Annotated in this window: 14 protein-coding genes; 2 read left to right on the top strand and 12 right to left on the bottom strand. The window is 40.8% G+C overall.

Annotated elements, in window-relative coordinates; all coding sequences use genetic code 11:
* Positions 1 to 244: 244 nt before the first annotated feature.
* The 3 genes from pulA to ACERDH_RS01095 form a co-directional block, all read right to left on the bottom strand.
* A complete protein-coding gene (pulA, locus tag ACERDH_RS01105; protein WP_386681553.1) occupies positions 245 to 2,524 on the bottom strand; it encodes a type I pullulanase in 2,280 nt (759 codons plus the stop codon).
* A 116-nt stretch (positions 2,525 to 2,640) separates the two neighbouring features.
* Positions 2,641 to 4,599 carry an NAD-dependent DNA ligase LigA gene (gene ligA / locus ACERDH_RS01100; RefSeq protein WP_386681550.1) on the bottom strand — a complete coding sequence of 653 codons (1,959 nt, stop codon included), beginning with the start codon at positions 4,597 to 4,599 and terminating at the stop codon, positions 2,641 to 2,643.
* A 64-nt stretch (positions 4,600 to 4,663) separates the two neighbouring features.
* Entirely contained in the window at positions 4,664 to 6,565 is a 1,902-nt protein-coding gene (locus ACERDH_RS01095) for an ABC-F family ATP-binding cassette domain-containing protein (protein ID WP_386681547.1), read from the bottom strand.
* Between the two features lie 153 nt (positions 6,566 to 6,718).
* On the opposite strand from ACERDH_RS01095, the gene ACERDH_RS01090 reads away from it, so the two are divergent.
* Both ACERDH_RS01090 and ACERDH_RS01085 read left to right on the top strand, forming a co-directional pair.
* Positions 6,719 to 8,437 carry a phospho-sugar mutase gene (locus tag ACERDH_RS01090; protein WP_386681544.1) on the top strand — a complete coding sequence of 573 codons (1,719 nt, stop codon included), beginning with the start codon at positions 6,719 to 6,721 and terminating at the stop codon, positions 8,435 to 8,437.
* A gap of 111 nt (positions 8,438 to 8,548) precedes the next feature.
* Entirely contained in the window at positions 8,549 to 8,896 is a 348-nt protein-coding gene (locus ACERDH_RS01085; RefSeq protein ID WP_261049679.1) for a thioredoxin, read from the top strand.
* Between the two features lie 135 nt (positions 8,897 to 9,031).
* Here the strand turns inward: ACERDH_RS01085 and ACERDH_RS01080 are convergent, their stop codons facing one another.
* The 9 genes from ACERDH_RS01080 to yjbM form a co-directional block, all read right to left on the bottom strand.
* Positions 9,032 to 9,805 (bottom strand): potassium channel family protein, encoded by a 774-nt coding sequence (locus ACERDH_RS01080; RefSeq protein WP_386681541.1) that lies wholly within the window; start codon positions 9,803 to 9,805, stop codon positions 9,032 to 9,034.
* Between the two features lie 85 nt (positions 9,806 to 9,890).
* A complete protein-coding gene (locus ACERDH_RS01075) occupies positions 9,891 to 10,700 on the bottom strand; it encodes an MBL fold metallo-hydrolase (RefSeq protein WP_386681538.1) in 810 nt (269 codons plus the stop codon).
* A gap of 1 nt (position 10,701) precedes the next feature.
* Complete coding sequence (gene vicK / locus ACERDH_RS01070; protein ID WP_386681536.1) at positions 10,702 to 12,051, bottom strand: cell wall metabolism sensor histidine kinase VicK; 1,350 nt, start codon at positions 12,049 to 12,051, stop codon at positions 10,702 to 10,704.
* Positions 12,044 to 12,751: a response regulator YycF gene (yycF, locus tag ACERDH_RS01065; RefSeq protein ID WP_020901406.1), complete on the bottom strand. Its 708-nt coding sequence runs from the start codon at positions 12,749 to 12,751 to the stop codon at positions 12,044 to 12,046. Before yycF ends, vicK begins: the two co-directional genes overlap by 8 nt.
* 55 nt (positions 12,752 to 12,806) lie before the next feature.
* Complete coding sequence (mutY, locus tag ACERDH_RS01060; protein ID WP_261031207.1) at positions 12,807 to 13,982, bottom strand: A/G-specific adenine glycosylase; 1,176 nt, start codon at positions 13,980 to 13,982, stop codon at positions 12,807 to 12,809.
* 189 nt (positions 13,983 to 14,171) lie between these two features.
* The gene (gene pta, locus ACERDH_RS01055) at positions 14,172 to 15,146 is read right to left on the bottom strand and encodes a phosphate acetyltransferase (RefSeq protein WP_153199058.1); all 975 of its coding nucleotides are present in this window, start codon (positions 15,144 to 15,146) and stop codon (positions 14,172 to 14,174) included.
* Positions 15,147 to 15,189: 43 nt separating this feature from the next.
* A complete protein-coding gene (locus tag ACERDH_RS01050) occupies positions 15,190 to 16,086 on the bottom strand; it encodes an RluA family pseudouridine synthase (RefSeq protein WP_049551211.1) in 897 nt (298 codons plus the stop codon).
* Complete coding sequence (locus ACERDH_RS01045) at positions 16,083 to 16,901, bottom strand: NAD kinase (protein ID WP_386681531.1); 819 nt, start codon at positions 16,899 to 16,901, stop codon at positions 16,083 to 16,085. Before ACERDH_RS01045 ends, ACERDH_RS01050 begins: the two co-directional genes overlap by 4 nt.
* Positions 16,885 to 17,556, bottom strand: a complete 672-nt coding sequence (yjbM, locus tag ACERDH_RS01040) for a GTP diphosphokinase (protein WP_023947454.1) — start codon at positions 17,554 to 17,556, stop codon at positions 16,885 to 16,887. The genes ACERDH_RS01045 and yjbM overlap by 17 nt, the downstream gene beginning before the upstream one ends.
* Positions 17,557 to 17,639 lie beyond the last annotated feature (83 nt).

Genomic DNA, 17,639 nt, shown 5'->3' with positions numbered 1-17,639 from the left:
AAATTACGGAATTTGCAAAAAATCTTTTGAAAGTCTTCAACAAATTCACTGATGTGTTCACTTGTAAATCAAGAAATTTTCAGAAACGATTTGAAAACGAATTGTTTTTTAATAATACTATCATAAAGTTCGTTATTTAGCTAACAAAAATATAATTTTAAGAAAAAAAAATAAATCAGGAAACGAATCTCCTGATTTTATTAACAGATAAACACCACAAATGAATCTAAATTGTAAATCTATTCTACAAAACTTTAAAGACGCTGACACTGACGCCACCAACCATGTCTTTATCACTTAAATGGCTATTGGTCACCAATAGTTCTAGATTTCCAGCATTTTCAAACTGGAAGTTTTGCCCTTTAGCATTAAATACAACCAGTAAATGGTCTTCCCCTTGAATCTCATAGACAATCCAACCACTATGTTCATGGGCTGAATGAACAAAAACATGATGGTAAATCTCATCATAAGTTGGGTAAGAAAAGGCACTGCTTTCTGTCTTCAATCGAATCATCTGACGGATAAACTCAATACTATCTTGACGCTCATTAATCAAGTCCCAGTTGACTTGATTCACACTATCAGGAGCATTATAGCTATTCATAGCACGTTCTCTATCATCATGGGTCAGCTCACCATTTTCACCAGTCGCAACCAGTTTGGTACGACCAAATTCTTGACCGATTTCCATAAAGGCCATCCCTTGCATGAGTAGGTTCATGGCTGTGGCTGTCTCAACCTTTCGCATGATTTGCTCTGAACTTTGGTCTGGATGTAGGGTTGCCAACAAATCGTGAAGATTGTAATTGTCATGGGCCTCTACATAGTTAAGCACTTGATTTGGATGTGTATAGGTTCCTAATTCACGACTGCCTAGAATTGCTTTGGCAAGAATTGGCTCTGTAGCAGCACCGCTGACAAAACCTGACTTGATAGCACCATAAACTTCTCCACCTTTGACAGCATCACGCTGATTGTCATTAAAGAAACCAATATTTGGCATCTGGTAGGCATTGTCTTTCTTGGCCTTATCATAAGGTGCAAGACCTGTTCCCATATCCCAACCTTCTCCATAAAGGATAATGTTAGGGTCAATTTCATCCAAGCTCTGACGAATCATCTGCATGGTCTTAACATCATGAATCCCCATCAAATCAAAACGGAAGCCGTCAATATTGTATTCCTGCACCCAGTATAGAAGAGAATCAATCATATACTTGCGGAACATTTCGTGTTCACTGGCTGTTTCATTCCCAACACCCGTTCCATTCTGGAAGGTGCCATCTGGATTCATACGATAGTAGTAATCAGGGACAGTTGTTTGGAAAGGTGCATCAACAACTGAGAAGGTATGGTTATAGACCACATCCATAATGACACCAATGCCAGCATCGTGATAGGCTTGAACCATGGTCTTCAAATCACGAATAACCTGAGCAGGATCCTCTGGGTTTGTTGAAAGGCTCGTCTCTGGTGCGTTATAGTTTTGTGGGTCATAGCCCCAGTTGTAGGTTACATTCCCGTCCTCATCGTATTCTTTGTGACGATCTGCGATTGGTTGCAACTGAACATAATTGTAGCCCAGCTTCTTGATGTGATCAAAAGCAGTTGACTGACCGTACTGGTTAACCGTTCCAGTCTGAGCAGCACCCAAGAAAGTTCCTCGAAGATGTTCATCCACACCTGAGGTCGGTGATTTGGTCAAATCACGAATGTGCATTTCACAGATAACTGCCTTACATGGATTTTCCAAGCGCCAAGTAGCCTCAGAACCATGCTTAACCTCGAAGTGTTCAACTTGCTTTTCTGCATGGCTCAGAATAGCTGAACATTTGCCATCAGGACTGGTCGCAATTGTGTACGGGTCACGTGTCAAGGTTTGATGATGAGGGAATTGGACTTGATACTGATAAGTCTTACCAGTCAAATCTTCCTCAACATCCAAACTCCAGACACCGATTGTATTGTCCTTATGATTATAGGAGTAGCTATTGCCTCTCTCCATCTCAAAGGTCTTCCAAACAGGAGCATCATTAGCAGCTGATTCATAAACGATAACCTGCACTTCTGTCGCTGTTGGAGCCCAGAGAGCAAAATGCGCTTGATTATCCTCTACACGGCACCCCAATTCACCTTGGTAACCCCAATGATGGTCAAAACTAGCACTATTAATGGCCTTGTCAAAGGCAAAAGGATTTTGATTTTTATAGAAAGGACTGGCGATAGCAGGATTTTCAGAGTAATAAATCCTATCATCCCCTTCCAAAATCCAGACCTCTGTTAAAAGAGGATAGTGATTAAAACGGATAGCATATTCTTTACTGGTTTGGCCTGTATGAACCACAAAATTCAAGCTTTCTAAGGCATGAGCACTTGGGTGTTCAAAACTAAATGAAGCACCAAAATAATCTTCTTTGTAGGTTAGCAAATCAATTCGCTGGTCCTGACTTTTTACAAAAGAGCAAGTATCGTATTCTCCATTCTTGCGATGATAATGAATGCGCATAGGGTAGTTATACATTTTTTATTTTTCCTTTTTACTTCTATTTTCTTTCTATTTCACTAATAAATTTTTGTCAATCTCGTCTCAATTAACAAACATAGTCATATTATCTAAACTCTGTTTTTAAACGATCATTACAGGCTTTCTAGCCAAGCTTCATCTCGAACTTCGATACCAAGTTCTTGTGCTTTTTGAAGTTTGCTTCCAGCGTCTGCTCCTGCCACGACGAGGTCGGTCTTTTTAGACACACTGCCTGTTACCTTGGCACCCAAACTTTCGAGTTTGCTTTTAGCTTCTGAGCGCTTGAGACGTTCCAATTTTCCAGTCAATACCACTGTCAAACCTGACAAGGTCGCATCTGCCACTACAGTCTGACCTTTATAATCCAGATTGACCCCAGCTTCTTTCAATTCTCTGAGGAGAATTTCAGAGCCTTCTGTCGCAAAATAAGTCTGGAGACTCTTGGCAATCACACCACCCAGACTTTCAATACTAGCCACTTCCTCTGGATCTGCCTGAGCCAGATTTTCAATCGAGTGAAAATGTTGGAGTAAAAGCTGACTGGCCTTGCTTCCGACATGGCGAATTCCCAAACCAAATAAGAGCTTCTCGGCAGAATTTTCTTTTGATGCTTGGATAGCCTGATACAGTTTAGCAGCGGACTTTTCCTTAACCCCCTCTAAAAGGAGGAAATCCTCTTCTTGCAAACGATAAATATCCGCCACATCCTTTACTAAATTTGTAGCAAAAAGCTTCTCAACAATAGATGGACCAAGTCCTGTAATATTCATAGCATCACGAGAAGCAAAGTGAATCAAACCTTCCATGATTTGAGCAGGGCAACGCGGATTGATACAACGCAGGGCCACTTCATCTTCAAAGTGCAACAAATCAGAGTCACAACTTGGACAGTTTGTAGGGATATCTAGTTTTTCTTCAGAAACCCGTTTGGACTCTACTACACGTAAAACGGCAGGGATGATGTCCCCAGCCTTATAGACGATAACCGTGTCGTCTTTGCGGATATCTTTTTCAGCAATATAATCTACATTGTGCAGGGTCGCACGACTAACAGTCGTACCAGCAAGCTGAACTGGTGTTAGATTTGCAGTTGGGGTTACAACACCAGTACGGCCAACTGTCCAATCAACTGAGAGTAGTTGAGCTTCTTTTTCTTCAGCAGGAAACTTGTAGGCTACAGCCCACTTTGGAGCCTTAACGGTAAAGCCAAGTTCTTCTTGACCTGCTAGGTCATTGACCTTAATCACCACCCCATCGATATCATAAGGCAGATTGTCCCGTTCCTGTCCTACTTCTTGGATAAAATCCCAAATCTCATCCATGCTTTCAGCCAGAATTCGCTTAGGATTAACCACAAAACCTAGTTGTTCTAGGTGCTTCAAAACCTTTTCTTGGCTATCACGAGTTGACGGACTGGCTTCTTGATAGAGGAAAGTGGCAAGGTTACGCTTGGCTACTACTGCTGTATCCAGCTGACGCAGAGTTCCTGCTGCCGCATTACGAGGATTGGCAAATTCAGACTCTCCATTTTCTTGGCGAGCTTGGTTAACCTGGTCAAAAGAAGCGCGTGGCATGTAACATTCCCCACGAACTGTGATATCTAGTTCTTCTGGCAAGGTCAAAGGAATGTCCTTAACACGCTTGAGGTTTTCTGTGATGTTCTCCCCAACAGAACCATCTCCACGCGTTGCCCCAACAACGAAAATCCCCTTTTCATAAGTCAGCGAGATAGATAAGCCATCGATTTTCAGCTCACAAATATAGGTCGGATGAGCCACTTCCTTACGAACACGCGCATCAAAAGCTTCAAGCTCCTCACGTGAAAAAGCATCCTGCAAACTATAAAGAGGATACTGATGACTGTATTTTTCAAAACCATCTAAAACCTTGCCACCAACACGATGGGTCGGACTGTCTGCTAATACTTGATCTGGATAGGCAGCCTCCAACTCGACCAACTCACGGTAAAGGCGGTCATACTCACTATCTGAAACCGACGGATTGTCGCTGGTATAATACTCAGTCGCATAGCGATTGAGTAAGGCGACTAACTCATTCATTCTTTTATTCATAAAACTATTTTACCATAAATTAAGCCCTCCTCACAATGTAGAAGGGCAGAAAACTTAGAAATCTTTACACCTGCTCTGATAATTCTTCCCACTCAAGCATGGCTTCTTCCTGACGATGGCTGATTTTGTCCAGCTCAGCCTGTAATTCCATCAGTTTTTCGGCATCGTTTGTCTCCAACATTTGTTCAGAAATGGCTTGGCTTTGACTTTCTAGCTCTTCAATTTCAGCTTCTAGACTTTCGATTTGTCGCATGAGTTTACGAACTTCTTTTTGACTTTCTTTCTGAGCTTGATAGTCATTAACTGGGCTTGCTTCTTTTGCTGGATTGCTGGTTGAAACTTCCTCTATCTGACTGACTTCCATTTCAGCCTTTTTATCAACATAGTAGTCGTAATCTCCAAGATAGAGAGTTGATCCATTCTCGGACAATTCCAATACATGAGTTGCCACACGATTGATAAAGTAACGGTCGTGGCTGACGAAGAGAAGAGTTCCATCAAAGTCAATCAAGGCATTTTCTAGCACTTCCTTGCTATCAATATCCAAGTGGTTGGTTGGTTCGTCCAGAATCAAGAAGTTGTTGTTTTCCATAGACAATTTAGCCAAAAGCAAACGAGCTTTCTCGCCACCTGACAGCATGCCGACTGATTTTTTAACATCATCACCAGAGAAAAGGAAGGCACCTAGACGGTTACGGATTTCAACTTCTGGTGTCAGTTTAAAATCATTCCAGAGTTCATCAAGCACCGTATTACTTGGTGTTAGCTTGCTTTGAGTCTGATCATAGTACCCCACCTCAACATTAGCCCCAAATCGCTTCTCACCCTTGATAAATGGAATCTGGTCCACAATAGACTTGATAAAGGTTGACTTGCCGATACCATTGGGACCAACGATAGCGACAGCATTCATCTTACGAAGGTCGAGGCTGATAGGCTCTGACAATATTTCCCCATCATAGCCAATAGCTGCATTTTCAATAGTCAAAACAACATTGCCCGACGTTTTCTCAGACTGGAAGGTCATGTTGGCTGATTTCTTGCCAGCTTCAGGCTTGTCCAAACGCTCCATTTTTTCTAGTTGTTTACGACGGGATTGGGCACGTTTTGTCGTCGAAGCTCGGACTAGATTGCGGTTGACAAAGTCTTCCAGAGCGGCAATTTCCTTCTGTTGCTTTTCATAGTTTTTTGCCTCAGTAGCTAGCTTCTGCTCCTTTAATTCGACAAAACGAGAGTAATTGCCCACATAGCGATCCAAAGAATGCTTGGTCAAATCTAGCGTAATTGTCGCAACCTTATCCAAAAAATAACGGTCGTGGCTGACGATAATGAGGGCACCACTATAATTTACCAGGTAATTTTCCAACCAGGCAATGGTTTCGATATCCAAGTGGTTGGTTGGCTCGTCCAAGACCAAGAGATTTGGCTTTTCAAGTAGCATTTTGGCCAGAGCCAGACGGGTATTTTGACCACCTGAAAGTTCAGCTATTTTCATCTGCCACATAGACTCGTCAAACTTGAATCCATTTAAAATCGCTCGAATATCAGCTTCATAAGTGAAACCACCTGCTTGGCGAAAATTCTCAGATAAGCGGTCGTAATTTGACATCAGCTTATTGAAGTCCTCACCAGACTTTTCTCCCATCTCTAGCTCCATCTGACGAAGTTGTTTCTCCGTACGACGCAAGTCATCAAAGACATGAAGCATTTCATCGTAGATGGTATTTTCAGACTCAAAACGGCTATCTTGGGCTAGGTAAGACAGAGAAATATCTTTTTTCTTATTGATTTCCCCACTAGTTGGCTCCTCTTCTCCAACCAAAATCTTCAAAAGAGTAGACTTACCTGCACCATTTTTCCCAACAAGAGCAATCCGATCTCGTTCATCAACCTGCAGGTTGAGATTATCAAAAAGAACCTCTCCTGCAAAAGAACGTTCAATTTTATTAGCTTGTAAAATAATCATACAAGTAGTATAGCATGTTTCCCTAAGGCATTCAAGACTTGATAAACCGGCATATGACACCACTTTTCTGAAAATTATGCTACCGTTTTACTAAAACGCTAAAAAGTGCTATAATGTGAACGGTTAAAACAATTTACAAAAAGGAGAATTTCAATGTCTTACCAAGAAAATTACCAGAAATGGGTTGATTTTGCGGAGCTTCCTGATTACCTTCGTCAAGATTTGGAAAATATGGACGAAAAAACGAAGGAAGATGCCTTCTATACAAATCTTGAATTTGGTACTGCAGGTATGCGTGGCTTGATTGGTGCTGGTACAAACCGCATCAACATCTACGTTGTGCGTCAAGCTACTGAAGGATTGGCTCGTTTGATTGAGTCAAAAGGTGGAAATGAAAAAGAACGTGGTGTCGCAATTGCCTACGATAGCCGTCACTTCTCACCTGAGTTTGCCTTTGAATCTGCAGCAGTTCTTGCTAAACATGGTATCAAATCTTATGTATTTGAAAGCCTTCGTCCAACTCCAGAACTCTCATTTGCAGTTCGTCACCTCAACTGTTTCGCGGGTATCATGGTCACAGCCAGTCACAACCCTGCACCATTTAACGGTTACAAGGTTTACGGTGAAGACGGTGGACAAATGCCTCCACACGACGCAGACGCTTTGACTACTTATATCCGTGCAATCGAAAACCCATTTGCAGTTGAAGTTGCTGATGTGGAAACTGAAAAAGCTTCTGGCTTGATTGAAGTTATCGGAGAAGCTGTCGATGTAGAATACCTCAAAGAAGTTAAGGACGTTAACATCAACCCAGTCTTGATTGAAGAATTTGGTAAAGACATGAAGATTGTCTACACACCACTTCATGGTACTGGTGAAATGTTGGCTCGTCGTGCTCTTGCCCAAGCAGGATTTGACTCTGTTCAAGTTGTTGAAGCGCAAGCAACTGCTGACCCAGACTTCTCAACTGTAAAATCTCCAAACCCAGAAAGCCAAGCAGCCTTTGCTCTTGCTGAAGAACTTGGTCGTCAAGTTGGTGCAGATGTTCTTGTCGCAACTGATCCAGACGCTGACCGTGTTGGTGTTGAAGTTCTTCAAAAAGATGGTAGCTACCTCAACCTATCAGGTAACCAAATTGGTGCTATCATGGCTAAATACATCTTGGAAGCCCATAAAAATGCTGGAACTCTTCCTGAAAATGCAGCCCTCTGCAAATCTATCGTATCAACTGACTTGGTAACGAAAATTGCTGAAAGCTACGGCGCAACCATGTTCAACGTTTTGACAGGTTTCAAATTTATCGCTGAGAAAATCCAAGAATTCGAAGAAAAACACAATCACACTTACATGATGGGATTTGAAGAAAGTTTCGGTTACTTGATTAAACCATTCGTACGTGATAAAGACGCTATCCAAGCCGTTCTTGTCGTTGCTGAACTTGCTGCTTACTACCGTTCTCGTGGTTTGACTCTTGCTGACGGTATCGAAGAAATCTACAAAGAGTACGGCTACTATGCTGAAAAGACTATCTCTGTTACCCTTTCAGGTGTTGATGGTGCTGAACAAATCAAAGCGATTATGGCTAAATTCCGCAACAATGCTCCAAAAGAATGGAACACAACAGCTATCACTGTCGTAGAAGACTTCAAAGCTCAAACTGCTACTGCTGCTGACGGTACTGTTACAAACTTGACAACTCCTCCAAGTGATGTTTTGAAATACACACTTGCTGACGGTTCATGGATTGCCGTTCGCCCTTCAGGTACAGAACCAAAAATCAAGTTCTATATTGCAGTTGTGGGTGAAACCAACGAAGAATCACAAGCTAAGATTGCTAACATCGAAGCAGAAATCAATGCATTTGTAAAATAAAACACTAGAAAAGATGAGACCAACCAATCTCATCTTTTTTTCGTATCAAATCTAAGCAATTTTAGAAACTTTATGGCATACTAGACTTATCAATGAAAGCGAGGTAATCTCATGGAACAATTTTTAGATAATATCAAAGATCTTGAAGTCACTACAGTTGCGCGTGCGCAAGAAGCTCTTGATAAGAAAGAAACTGCAACCTTCTTTATCGGTCGCAAAACTTGCCCTTACTGCCGTAAATTTGCAGGTACATTGTCAGGTGTCGTAGCTGAAACCAAAGCTCACATCTACTTCATCAACAGTGAAGAACCAAGCCAACTCAATGAGTTACAAGCATTCCGCTCACGCTATGGAATTCCAACTGTACCAGGCTTCGTTCACATTGCAGATGGACAAATCAATGTCCGTTGCGACTCTTCAATGTCAGCACAAGAAATCAAAGAATTTGCAGGATTGTAAAAAATCAGCTAACAAGTCTTAAAATCACAAAAACGCATAATGTAAGGTGCCAGAAGACCTTGATATTATGCGTTTTATTGTGTCAAGACTTACTTGATTTCTCGTCAAATCAAGTTTTGTTTTGTCTCACCTTTATTATATTTTTTCAACTAAGTCTTTTATCGTTCTGTGTAGTTCTTCTATCTTTTCAGATTGTTTCTCTATTAATATTCTCTGACTAGATAATTCATCTTGGAGTTTATCAAGTTTTATCTGTTCATCTGGATTATCTTTTACAAAAAAGTTCGTCAAGGCACTTGTTAACATTCCTATTGTACTAATCCCTACCAACATTAATAAAACAGCTATCCATTTCCCAAAAAGGGAAACTGGAACAATATCACCATAACCAACAGTGGTTACTGTCACAAGAGCCCACCAAAGACTATCTGAGAAGGATTTTTCTTCAACTACAGATAAAATTGAGCTTCCTACTAGCACAATAAAGATATTAACATACAAGATATAAATCAGGCCATTTGTCCGTAAGAAACTGCTAATTTTTCTTTCTAATTTACCTGTAAGTCCAATTATTCTAAGTAAACGAGTCAGTTTCAGTAATTTTGTTAGTTTAGCTAAACGAAGGATACGACCTAATCGAAAAACTGTAAAAATAGCATTTAAAGGGAGAATAGTCAATAAGTCAAAAATATTTTCTAGAATAAAGCGCCATTTTCTTTTAGTAATAAAAAAGCGCCAACTATAATCAATTACAAAAACACCCCAGATTACTAAATCAATAATACTATAAGGCGGATTGTCCAAATCAATCATCTCAGCAAATCCAAGCAATACAAGAATAACAGAGATTAACGCAAGTATGATAATCGTTGTGTCATAGTAATCCTCAAATAACCATTTTCTTTTCACATTATTTCTCCTATGTCATTTTTTAATATTATACCACACCAAATCTCTACTAAAATATATGAAAAAAGGCATATTCGCCTTCTTTTTATATATCTGTCAATGGTGTTGCGGTATCTGGTGAGGTATCGTAAACCTTAAAGTCTACTCCTACACCTAAATCAGCTTGGGCTAGCTGATTGACCATGGTCATGTGAGCCAGTTCCTTGATATTATTTTCCTTAGATAAATGTCCAAGGTAGATTTTTTTAGTGCGATTCCCAAGTGTCCGAATCATTGCTTCAGCACTATCTTCGTTAGAAAGGTGACCCAGATCCGATAGGATTCGTTGTTTAAGTCGCCAAGCGTAAGAGCCAGCTCTCAAAATCTCTACATCATGGTTGGATTCGATAAGATAGCCATCCGCATTTTCGACAATTCCTGCCATACGGTCACTCACATAACCTGTATCAGTCAGCATGACAAAACACTTATCATCCTTCATAAAGCGATAGAACTGCGGTGCGACTGCATCATGGCTAACACCAAAACTCTCGATGTCGATATCTCCAAAGGTTTTGGTTTTACCCATTTCAAAGATATGCTTTTGCGAAGAATCTACCTTGCCAAGATACTTGCTATTTTCCATTGCTTGCCAAGTCTTTTCATTGGCATATAAATCCATACCATACTTGCGAGCCAAAACACCCACACCGTGGATATGGTCTGAATGCTCATGCGTAATCAAGATGGCATCCAAGTCTTCTGGTTTACGGTTAATTTCAGCAAGTAGGCTGGTAATTTTCTTACCAGACAAGCCTGCATCCACTAATATCTTCTTTTTTGGGGTTTCCAAATAAAAGGAATTTCCACTGGAACCCGACGCTAAAATACTGTATTTAAAGCCTGTTTCACTCATTCTAGTCTTCTACTTCGGCCTCCCATACTTCTTCTTTCACTGCATCCTTATCATAAGGTAACACAATGGTGAAGGTTGATCCCTTACCGTATTCACTCTTGGCCCAAATAAAGCCCTTATGTTGTTTGATAATTTCTTTAGCAATGGACAGACCCAGACCTGTACCACCTTGGGCACGACTTCTAGCACGATCCACACGATAAAAACGGTCAAAGATACGTGGTAAATCCTGCTTTGGAATACCCAAACCTTGGTCTGAGATGGATAAAATCATCTGATCATCAGTCGTCTTCATGGTCACTGTGATTTTCCCACCATCAGGCGAATACTTAATAGCATTGTTGAGAATATTATCAATCACCTGTGTCATTTTATCTGTATCAATTTCAATCCAGACAGAGGTAATCGGATAATCTCTCACCAATTCGTATTTCTTCTCCTCATCTGGTCCTCTCATCTTATCAAAACGGTTAAGAATAAAGGTAATAAAGGCAGTAAAATTAATCAGTTCGACATCTAGATGACTGGTTGCATTATCAATACGTGAAAGATGGAGAAGATCTGTCACCATTCGCATCATACGGTTAGTTTCATCAAGAGATACCTTGATAAAGTCTGGTGCGACAGGTTCTGACAAGGCTCCCTCATCCAAGGCTTCAAGATAGGATTTAACACTAGTCAGTGGCGTCCGTAGCTCATGACTAACGTTGGAAACAAAGAGTCTCCGTTCGCGCTCCTCCTTCTCCTGCTCCGTCGTATCGTGTAAAACAGCAACCAAACCAGAAATAAAGCCAGACTCACGACGAACCAAGGCAAAACGTACACGAAGGCTCAGATATTCACCATTGTCATCCTGAGAATCAATCATAAGCTCAGGAACTTGGGTAATCAAATCACGAAGTTCATACTCATCTTCAATCTTAAGCAATTCTAGAATACTTTTATTGAGAACCTCTTCTTTCTGAACACCTAGCTGTTTCTTAGCCATGTCATTAATCATAGTAATCTTGCCACGACGATTGGTCGCAAGAACTCCGTCTGTCATGTATGAGAGGATACTATTCAATCGTTTACTCTCTTGTTCCAGATTTTCTTGAGTCAAGCGAATTACTTCTGATAAATCATTGAGATTATTGGTAATATTAGTGATCTCAGAGCTTCCCTGCATATCCAATACCTGAGAATAATCTCCTGCAATCAAGTCTTTAACTTTTTGATTAATTTGCTTCAACCGAATATTATCTCGCCGATTTTCTAGCAAAAGCAAGGTAACAATCAAGATAAAACCCAATAAAATTAAAATGAAGATAAAATCACTAGTAAGAATATTTTTTCTAATCAATTCAATCATTATTTCTCATATAATAACCAACACCACGACGTGTTAGGATATATTCTGGACGACTAGGTGTATCTTCAATCTTCTCACGCAAACGTCTGATAGTTACGTCAACAGTTCGAACATCTCCGAAATAATCATAACCCCAGACCGTTTCAAGCAAGTGTTCACGTGTAATCACTTGACCAATATGAGAAGCCAAGTGGTACAAGAGCTCAAATTCACGGTGGGTCAAGTCTAGTTCTTCACCATATTTTTTAGCTACATAAGCATCTGGCACAATCTCCAAATCCCCAATTTGCAAGGGTTGGGCTTTCTTTTCATCTGACTCTTGATTATCTACAGAAACCAAGTCCGTGCGACGGAGAAGAGCTTTAACACGCGCCTGCAACTCACGATTTGAGAAGGGTTTGGTTACATAGTCATCCGCCCCAAGCTCTAAACCGATAACCTTATCAAATTCGCTATCTTTAGCCGAAAGCATGATAATAGGCACACTACTAGTCTTGCGAATGGTCTTAGCAACTTCTAAACCATCGATTTCTGGAAGCATCAAATCCAGAATAATAATATCTGGTTGCTCTGCTTCATATTGCTCTAGCGCTTCACGACCGTTAAAAGCAGTTACAACCTCGTAACCTTCCTTGGTCATGTTAAACTTGATAATATCCGAGATTGGTTTTTCATCATCTACAATTAATATTTTTTTCATTTGTTCACCTTTTTCTCTACCATTATACCAAAAAAATAACAAGAAGACACAATAGCTAGTCTTTGCTACTGTCTAAGTTGGCTTTTGCATAAGCCTGCCAGATTTTTTGTTGGGGTTTAGCAAGTGGAACATCCTTGAATTCTTCTGGTGAAAGCCAGCGAACTTCCCTATCTGAAAAAACATGGAAATCACTCACTTGACCTGCTACAATTTGAACATGCCACTTGCGGTGACTAAAGATATGCTTGACAGTGTCAAAATAAATATCAAGCCAATCAACTTCTAAGTCATAGTCCTGCTGAAAACTCTCTTCTGGACTGGGGCCAAAGTTCACACTTTCTTCTGCAACCTGATGAAAGAGGTCAAACTGCTCTTCTTGCGAAAAGTTATCTACTTCTATCAAGGGGAAATGCCAAAAACCTGCCAAGAGCTTTTCACTTTCATTCTTTTCAAGTAAAAATTCTCCCTGAGTATTTTTGACCACCAAGGTTTTAAGATAAATTGGGACAGGCTTTTTCTTAGGAGCCTTGATTGGATAACGGTCCATTGTTCCATTCTGATATGCCGCACTGAAGTCCTTAACCGGACTTTCTTCTGGCCTAGGATTTACAGGCGCCTCAATATCAGATCCTAAGTCCATCAAAGCTTGATTAAAATCACCCGGACGTTCTGGGTCAATCAAGATTTCCATCATTGCCTGAAAAATTTTGCGATTGCTAGGAACTCCGATATCATGATTAACTTCAAATAGACGCGCCAAAACACGCATGACATTACCATCTACAGCTGGTTCAGGCAAGTTAAAAGCAATACTGGAAATGGCTCCTGCTGTGTAAGGACCAATCCCTTTCAAACTGGAAATTCCTTCATAGGTGTTTGGAAATTGGCCACCAAAGTCAGTCATAATCTGCTGGGCTGCAGCCTGCATATTACGAACTCGAGAATAGTAACCCAAACCTTCCCAAGCCTTCAACAAACGCTCTTCAGGCGCATTCGCCAAACTTTCAACTGTTGGAAACCAGTCCAAGAATCGTTCGTAATAAGGAATAACCGTATCTACCCTAGTCTGCTGGAGCATAATTTCAGACACCCAGATATGATAAGGATTTTTACTTCTACGCCATGGTAAATCTCTTTTGTTTTCATCATACCAAGTGAGAAGTTTCTCACGAAAAGAAATGATTTTCTCCTCCGGCCACATGACAATTCCGTATTCTTTCAAATCTAACATAACTCTAGTATAACACAGAAGATTCTAACTGTCCTTTTCCTAGTATTAATACTCTTCGAAAATCAAATTCAAACCACGTCAACGTCGCCTTGCCGTACTCAAGTACAGCCTGCGGCTAGTTTCCTAGTTTGCTCTTTGATTTTCATTGAGTATTAAAAAGCCTCTTCCCAAAGGAAAGAGGACTTAATATTATTGATGAACCGCTTGAGCTGCTGTGATAAGGGTCAACTTGTAAACATCATCAGCATTACATCCACGAGAAAGGTCGTTAACTGGCTTGTTCAAACCTTGCAAAACAGGTCCAACAGCCGCAAAACCACCAAGGCGTTCTGCCATCTTGTAGCCGATATTTCCTGCCTCGATACCTGGGAAGATGAAGACATTTGCTTGACCAGCTACCGTACTTCCAGGAGCTTTCAGAGCTGCAGTTTCAGGAACAAAGGCTGCATCAAATTGCAACTCACCATCGATTTCAAGGTCAGGACGCAAGTCGTGAGCAATTTTAGTTGCTTCAACAACCTTATCAACACTTTCTCCAAATCCTGAACCTTTAGTAGAATAGCTTAGCATAGCAATTTTAGGCTCGATGCCAAACATCTTAGCTGTGATTGCTGAGTTGATGGCAATTTCAGCCAAGGCTTCCGCGTCTGGATTGATGTTGATGGCACAGTCTCCAAATAGGTAACGTTCCGTACCACGAACCATGAGAAAAGCACCTGAAGTACGAGTTACATTTGGACGAGTTTTAATGATTTGAAGGGCTGGACGTACTGTTGAAGCTGTTGAGTGAATCGCACCTGATACCATTCCATCAACCAAGCCTAAGTATACCAACATAACACCAAAGTAGTTGACATCTTCAACCAAAACCTTGCGTGCATCTTCTTCAGACATTTTACCCTTGCGACGCTCCACCAAGGCAGCAACCATTTCTTCAAATTTATCGTAGTGTTGAGGGTCAATGACTTCATAACCATCCATGATTCCTTCAATTTCAAGATAAATTTTAATTTTTTCAGGATTTCCAAGCAAAACAGGAATCACTTCTGTTTCTTTTACCAGGCGTTTAGTCGCTTGAAGAATACGAGGTTCTTCCCCTTCAGGGAGAACGATACGAGCATTTTTACCAACCAAGTTGGCTTTGAGACTTTCAAAAACTTCCATGAGTTTTCTCCTTTAAGATAATAATTATACTCTGAAACATTTTTTATAGAGTATTAGTTGATAACTGGGTAATAAGGTTGCTAAAATCATCCGGCACGGGACTTTCTAACTGCAAGTCTTGCTCTAAAAATGGATGATAAAAGGATAGGTAATGGCAATGTAGGGCCTGACGTTGGATGCCGTCGTCCAGACTACCCCCATACAAATCATCGCCCAACAAAGGAAAACCAATATGAGAAAAATGGACTCGGATTTGGTGGGTTCGACCAGTGTGCAGGCGAATGTCTACCAAGTGAATATTCCCATAAGAAGCTACAATCTTGTAAGAAGTATGGGCATACTTTCCACCTTTAGCTACGCGTCTGGTAATAATGGAGTCTTCATCACGAGCAATCGGAGCAATAATTTCCCCCTCTGACTCCAAGCGTCCATCGCCTTTAACCAAAGCAAAATAGCGCTTTTCAATAGACTTCTTCTGCAACTGCTTATCTAATCGTGCATGGGCATAGCCGTGCTTAGCAAAGAGCATCAAACCAGAAGTATCTCGATCAAGCCTAGTTACAATGTGAACCTGCTGATTTTCATAGTTTTGCTTGACGTAGTAACCCTTGATAAAATTGGCAATAGTATTGGAGTGGTTGACACTAGGAATAGACGCCACTCCATAGGGTTTATTCAAGACTAGAAAATGGTCATCCTCATAGAGAATATCCAGTGGGCGCTCGATAGCTTCTAGAGTTTCAAAGCCTTCCTCAGCAGGAATATCGATGATAACTCGGTCTCCAATATCCAATAGATAGGTTGCATTTTGCGGTTGGTCATTGACTAGAATAGCTCCACCTCGAAACTTAATCTTGGCCAGAAGTCCCTTAGAAACCTCATGCTTTTTCAAAAAGGTCTTAACCTTGACATGTTCATCTGCGATAAATTCAAACCTCATTCATCCACCTCGCCGATAAAGGCATCCTTAACGCGGTTCCAGAAGCTGGTATGGCTAGGAGTCGCGACAAAGTGAATCTTATGATGATCAATTTGATACTCGATTCGCTCGATACTACGAAAAGAATAAACGCTATTATCCACCGAAATGGTATGGTAATCGTTTCTTGTTGGAATGAGTTCAATCTTATCCTTCTTAGGCACAATAATGGAAGAGCCTAGCGTTCGATAGACCCGATTGTTGAGGCTAGCAATTTCCGTTAATTGCAAAGCTTCAATGGTAGGGTGTAAAACAGCACCGCCAAGCGACTTGTTATAGGCAGTACTACCAGTCGGTGTCGAAACTGTTAGCCCGTCTCCACGAAAACGTTCAAAGGGAACACTATTGATGACAATATCTGCCACCATGGTTCGATCGGACCTGCGGATGCTAGCTTCGTTTAGTGCTCTGAAAATCTTAACTTCACCATTCTCAAGAAAGACCTTCACATTTAGAACAGGGTAAGAAACTCTTGCTCCCGTATCTAGCTGCAAATTAGTCACTAGTTTGTCTAACTCAAAATCACGGTAGTCCGTATAGAAGCCCAAATGTCCCGTATGAAGACCGATAAAGCGTACCTTGTCAAGCTGGTCTTCGTACTTATGAAAGGCCGACAAGAGCATGCCATCCCCACCAATGGAAATGACAATGTCCGGATTGGTATCATTGAGTATAAACTGATTTCTCTTCAAACGATCTCGCAATTCATACAAAACCCTTTGACTCTGCGGTTTTCTATTAGCTATCAGGTCAATTCGTTTACCTGTATTCTTCATCTGTATCGTCACTGTTTCCTACACCGTCATTTAATTTTCTACTCAAAGGATCAAAAAGAGCCTGGGCTTCCTGGATATCATCTCGAATTTTACCCATTTCTTCATCCAACTGATGGGCAATTTTGGCAGTAATTTCCAGTCTCTTTTTAATTTCCTCTGGGAAATCCCCTTGGTACTTGTAGTTGAGAGAATGTTCTATCGTTGCCCAGAAATTCATGGCCAAGGTACGAATCTGAATTTCCGCCAAAATTGTCTTGGCTCCATTGATGGTATCAACCGTATATTCTACTACCACATGATAGGAACGATAGCCTGATGCTTTTCGATGAGTAATGTAATCTCGCTCCTGTATGATGCGCATGTCCTGACGTTTGCGCAAAATCTCCACTACTTCCTTGACGTCATCTACAAACTGGACCATCACACGCAAGCCAGCAATATCCTGCAAATCGTGTTCCAAGGTCGCATAAGTAATGCCACGACGAGCCATTTTTTCCCTGATACTTTCAATCGGCTTGACTCGACCAGTCACAAACTCAATCGGAGAATGCTTATTTTGCTTGCGATATTGCTTACGAATACCACGAAGTTTAATCTTTAACTCACCAACAGCTTGAATGTAAGGATCTAGAAATTCTTCCCATTCTAAGGTCATATATTCTCCCTTGTTCTCATATTATCCTTCAAAAATATCTTTGATTTTTTCTCCAGATTCATATACAATAAATACAATGCTTA

Source organism: Streptococcus bovismuti (genome assembly GCF_042436615.2).
GTDB lineage: Bacteria > Bacillota > Bacilli > Lactobacillales > Streptococcaceae > Streptococcus.
This window is presented reverse-complemented; position numbering and strand designations above follow the sequence as displayed.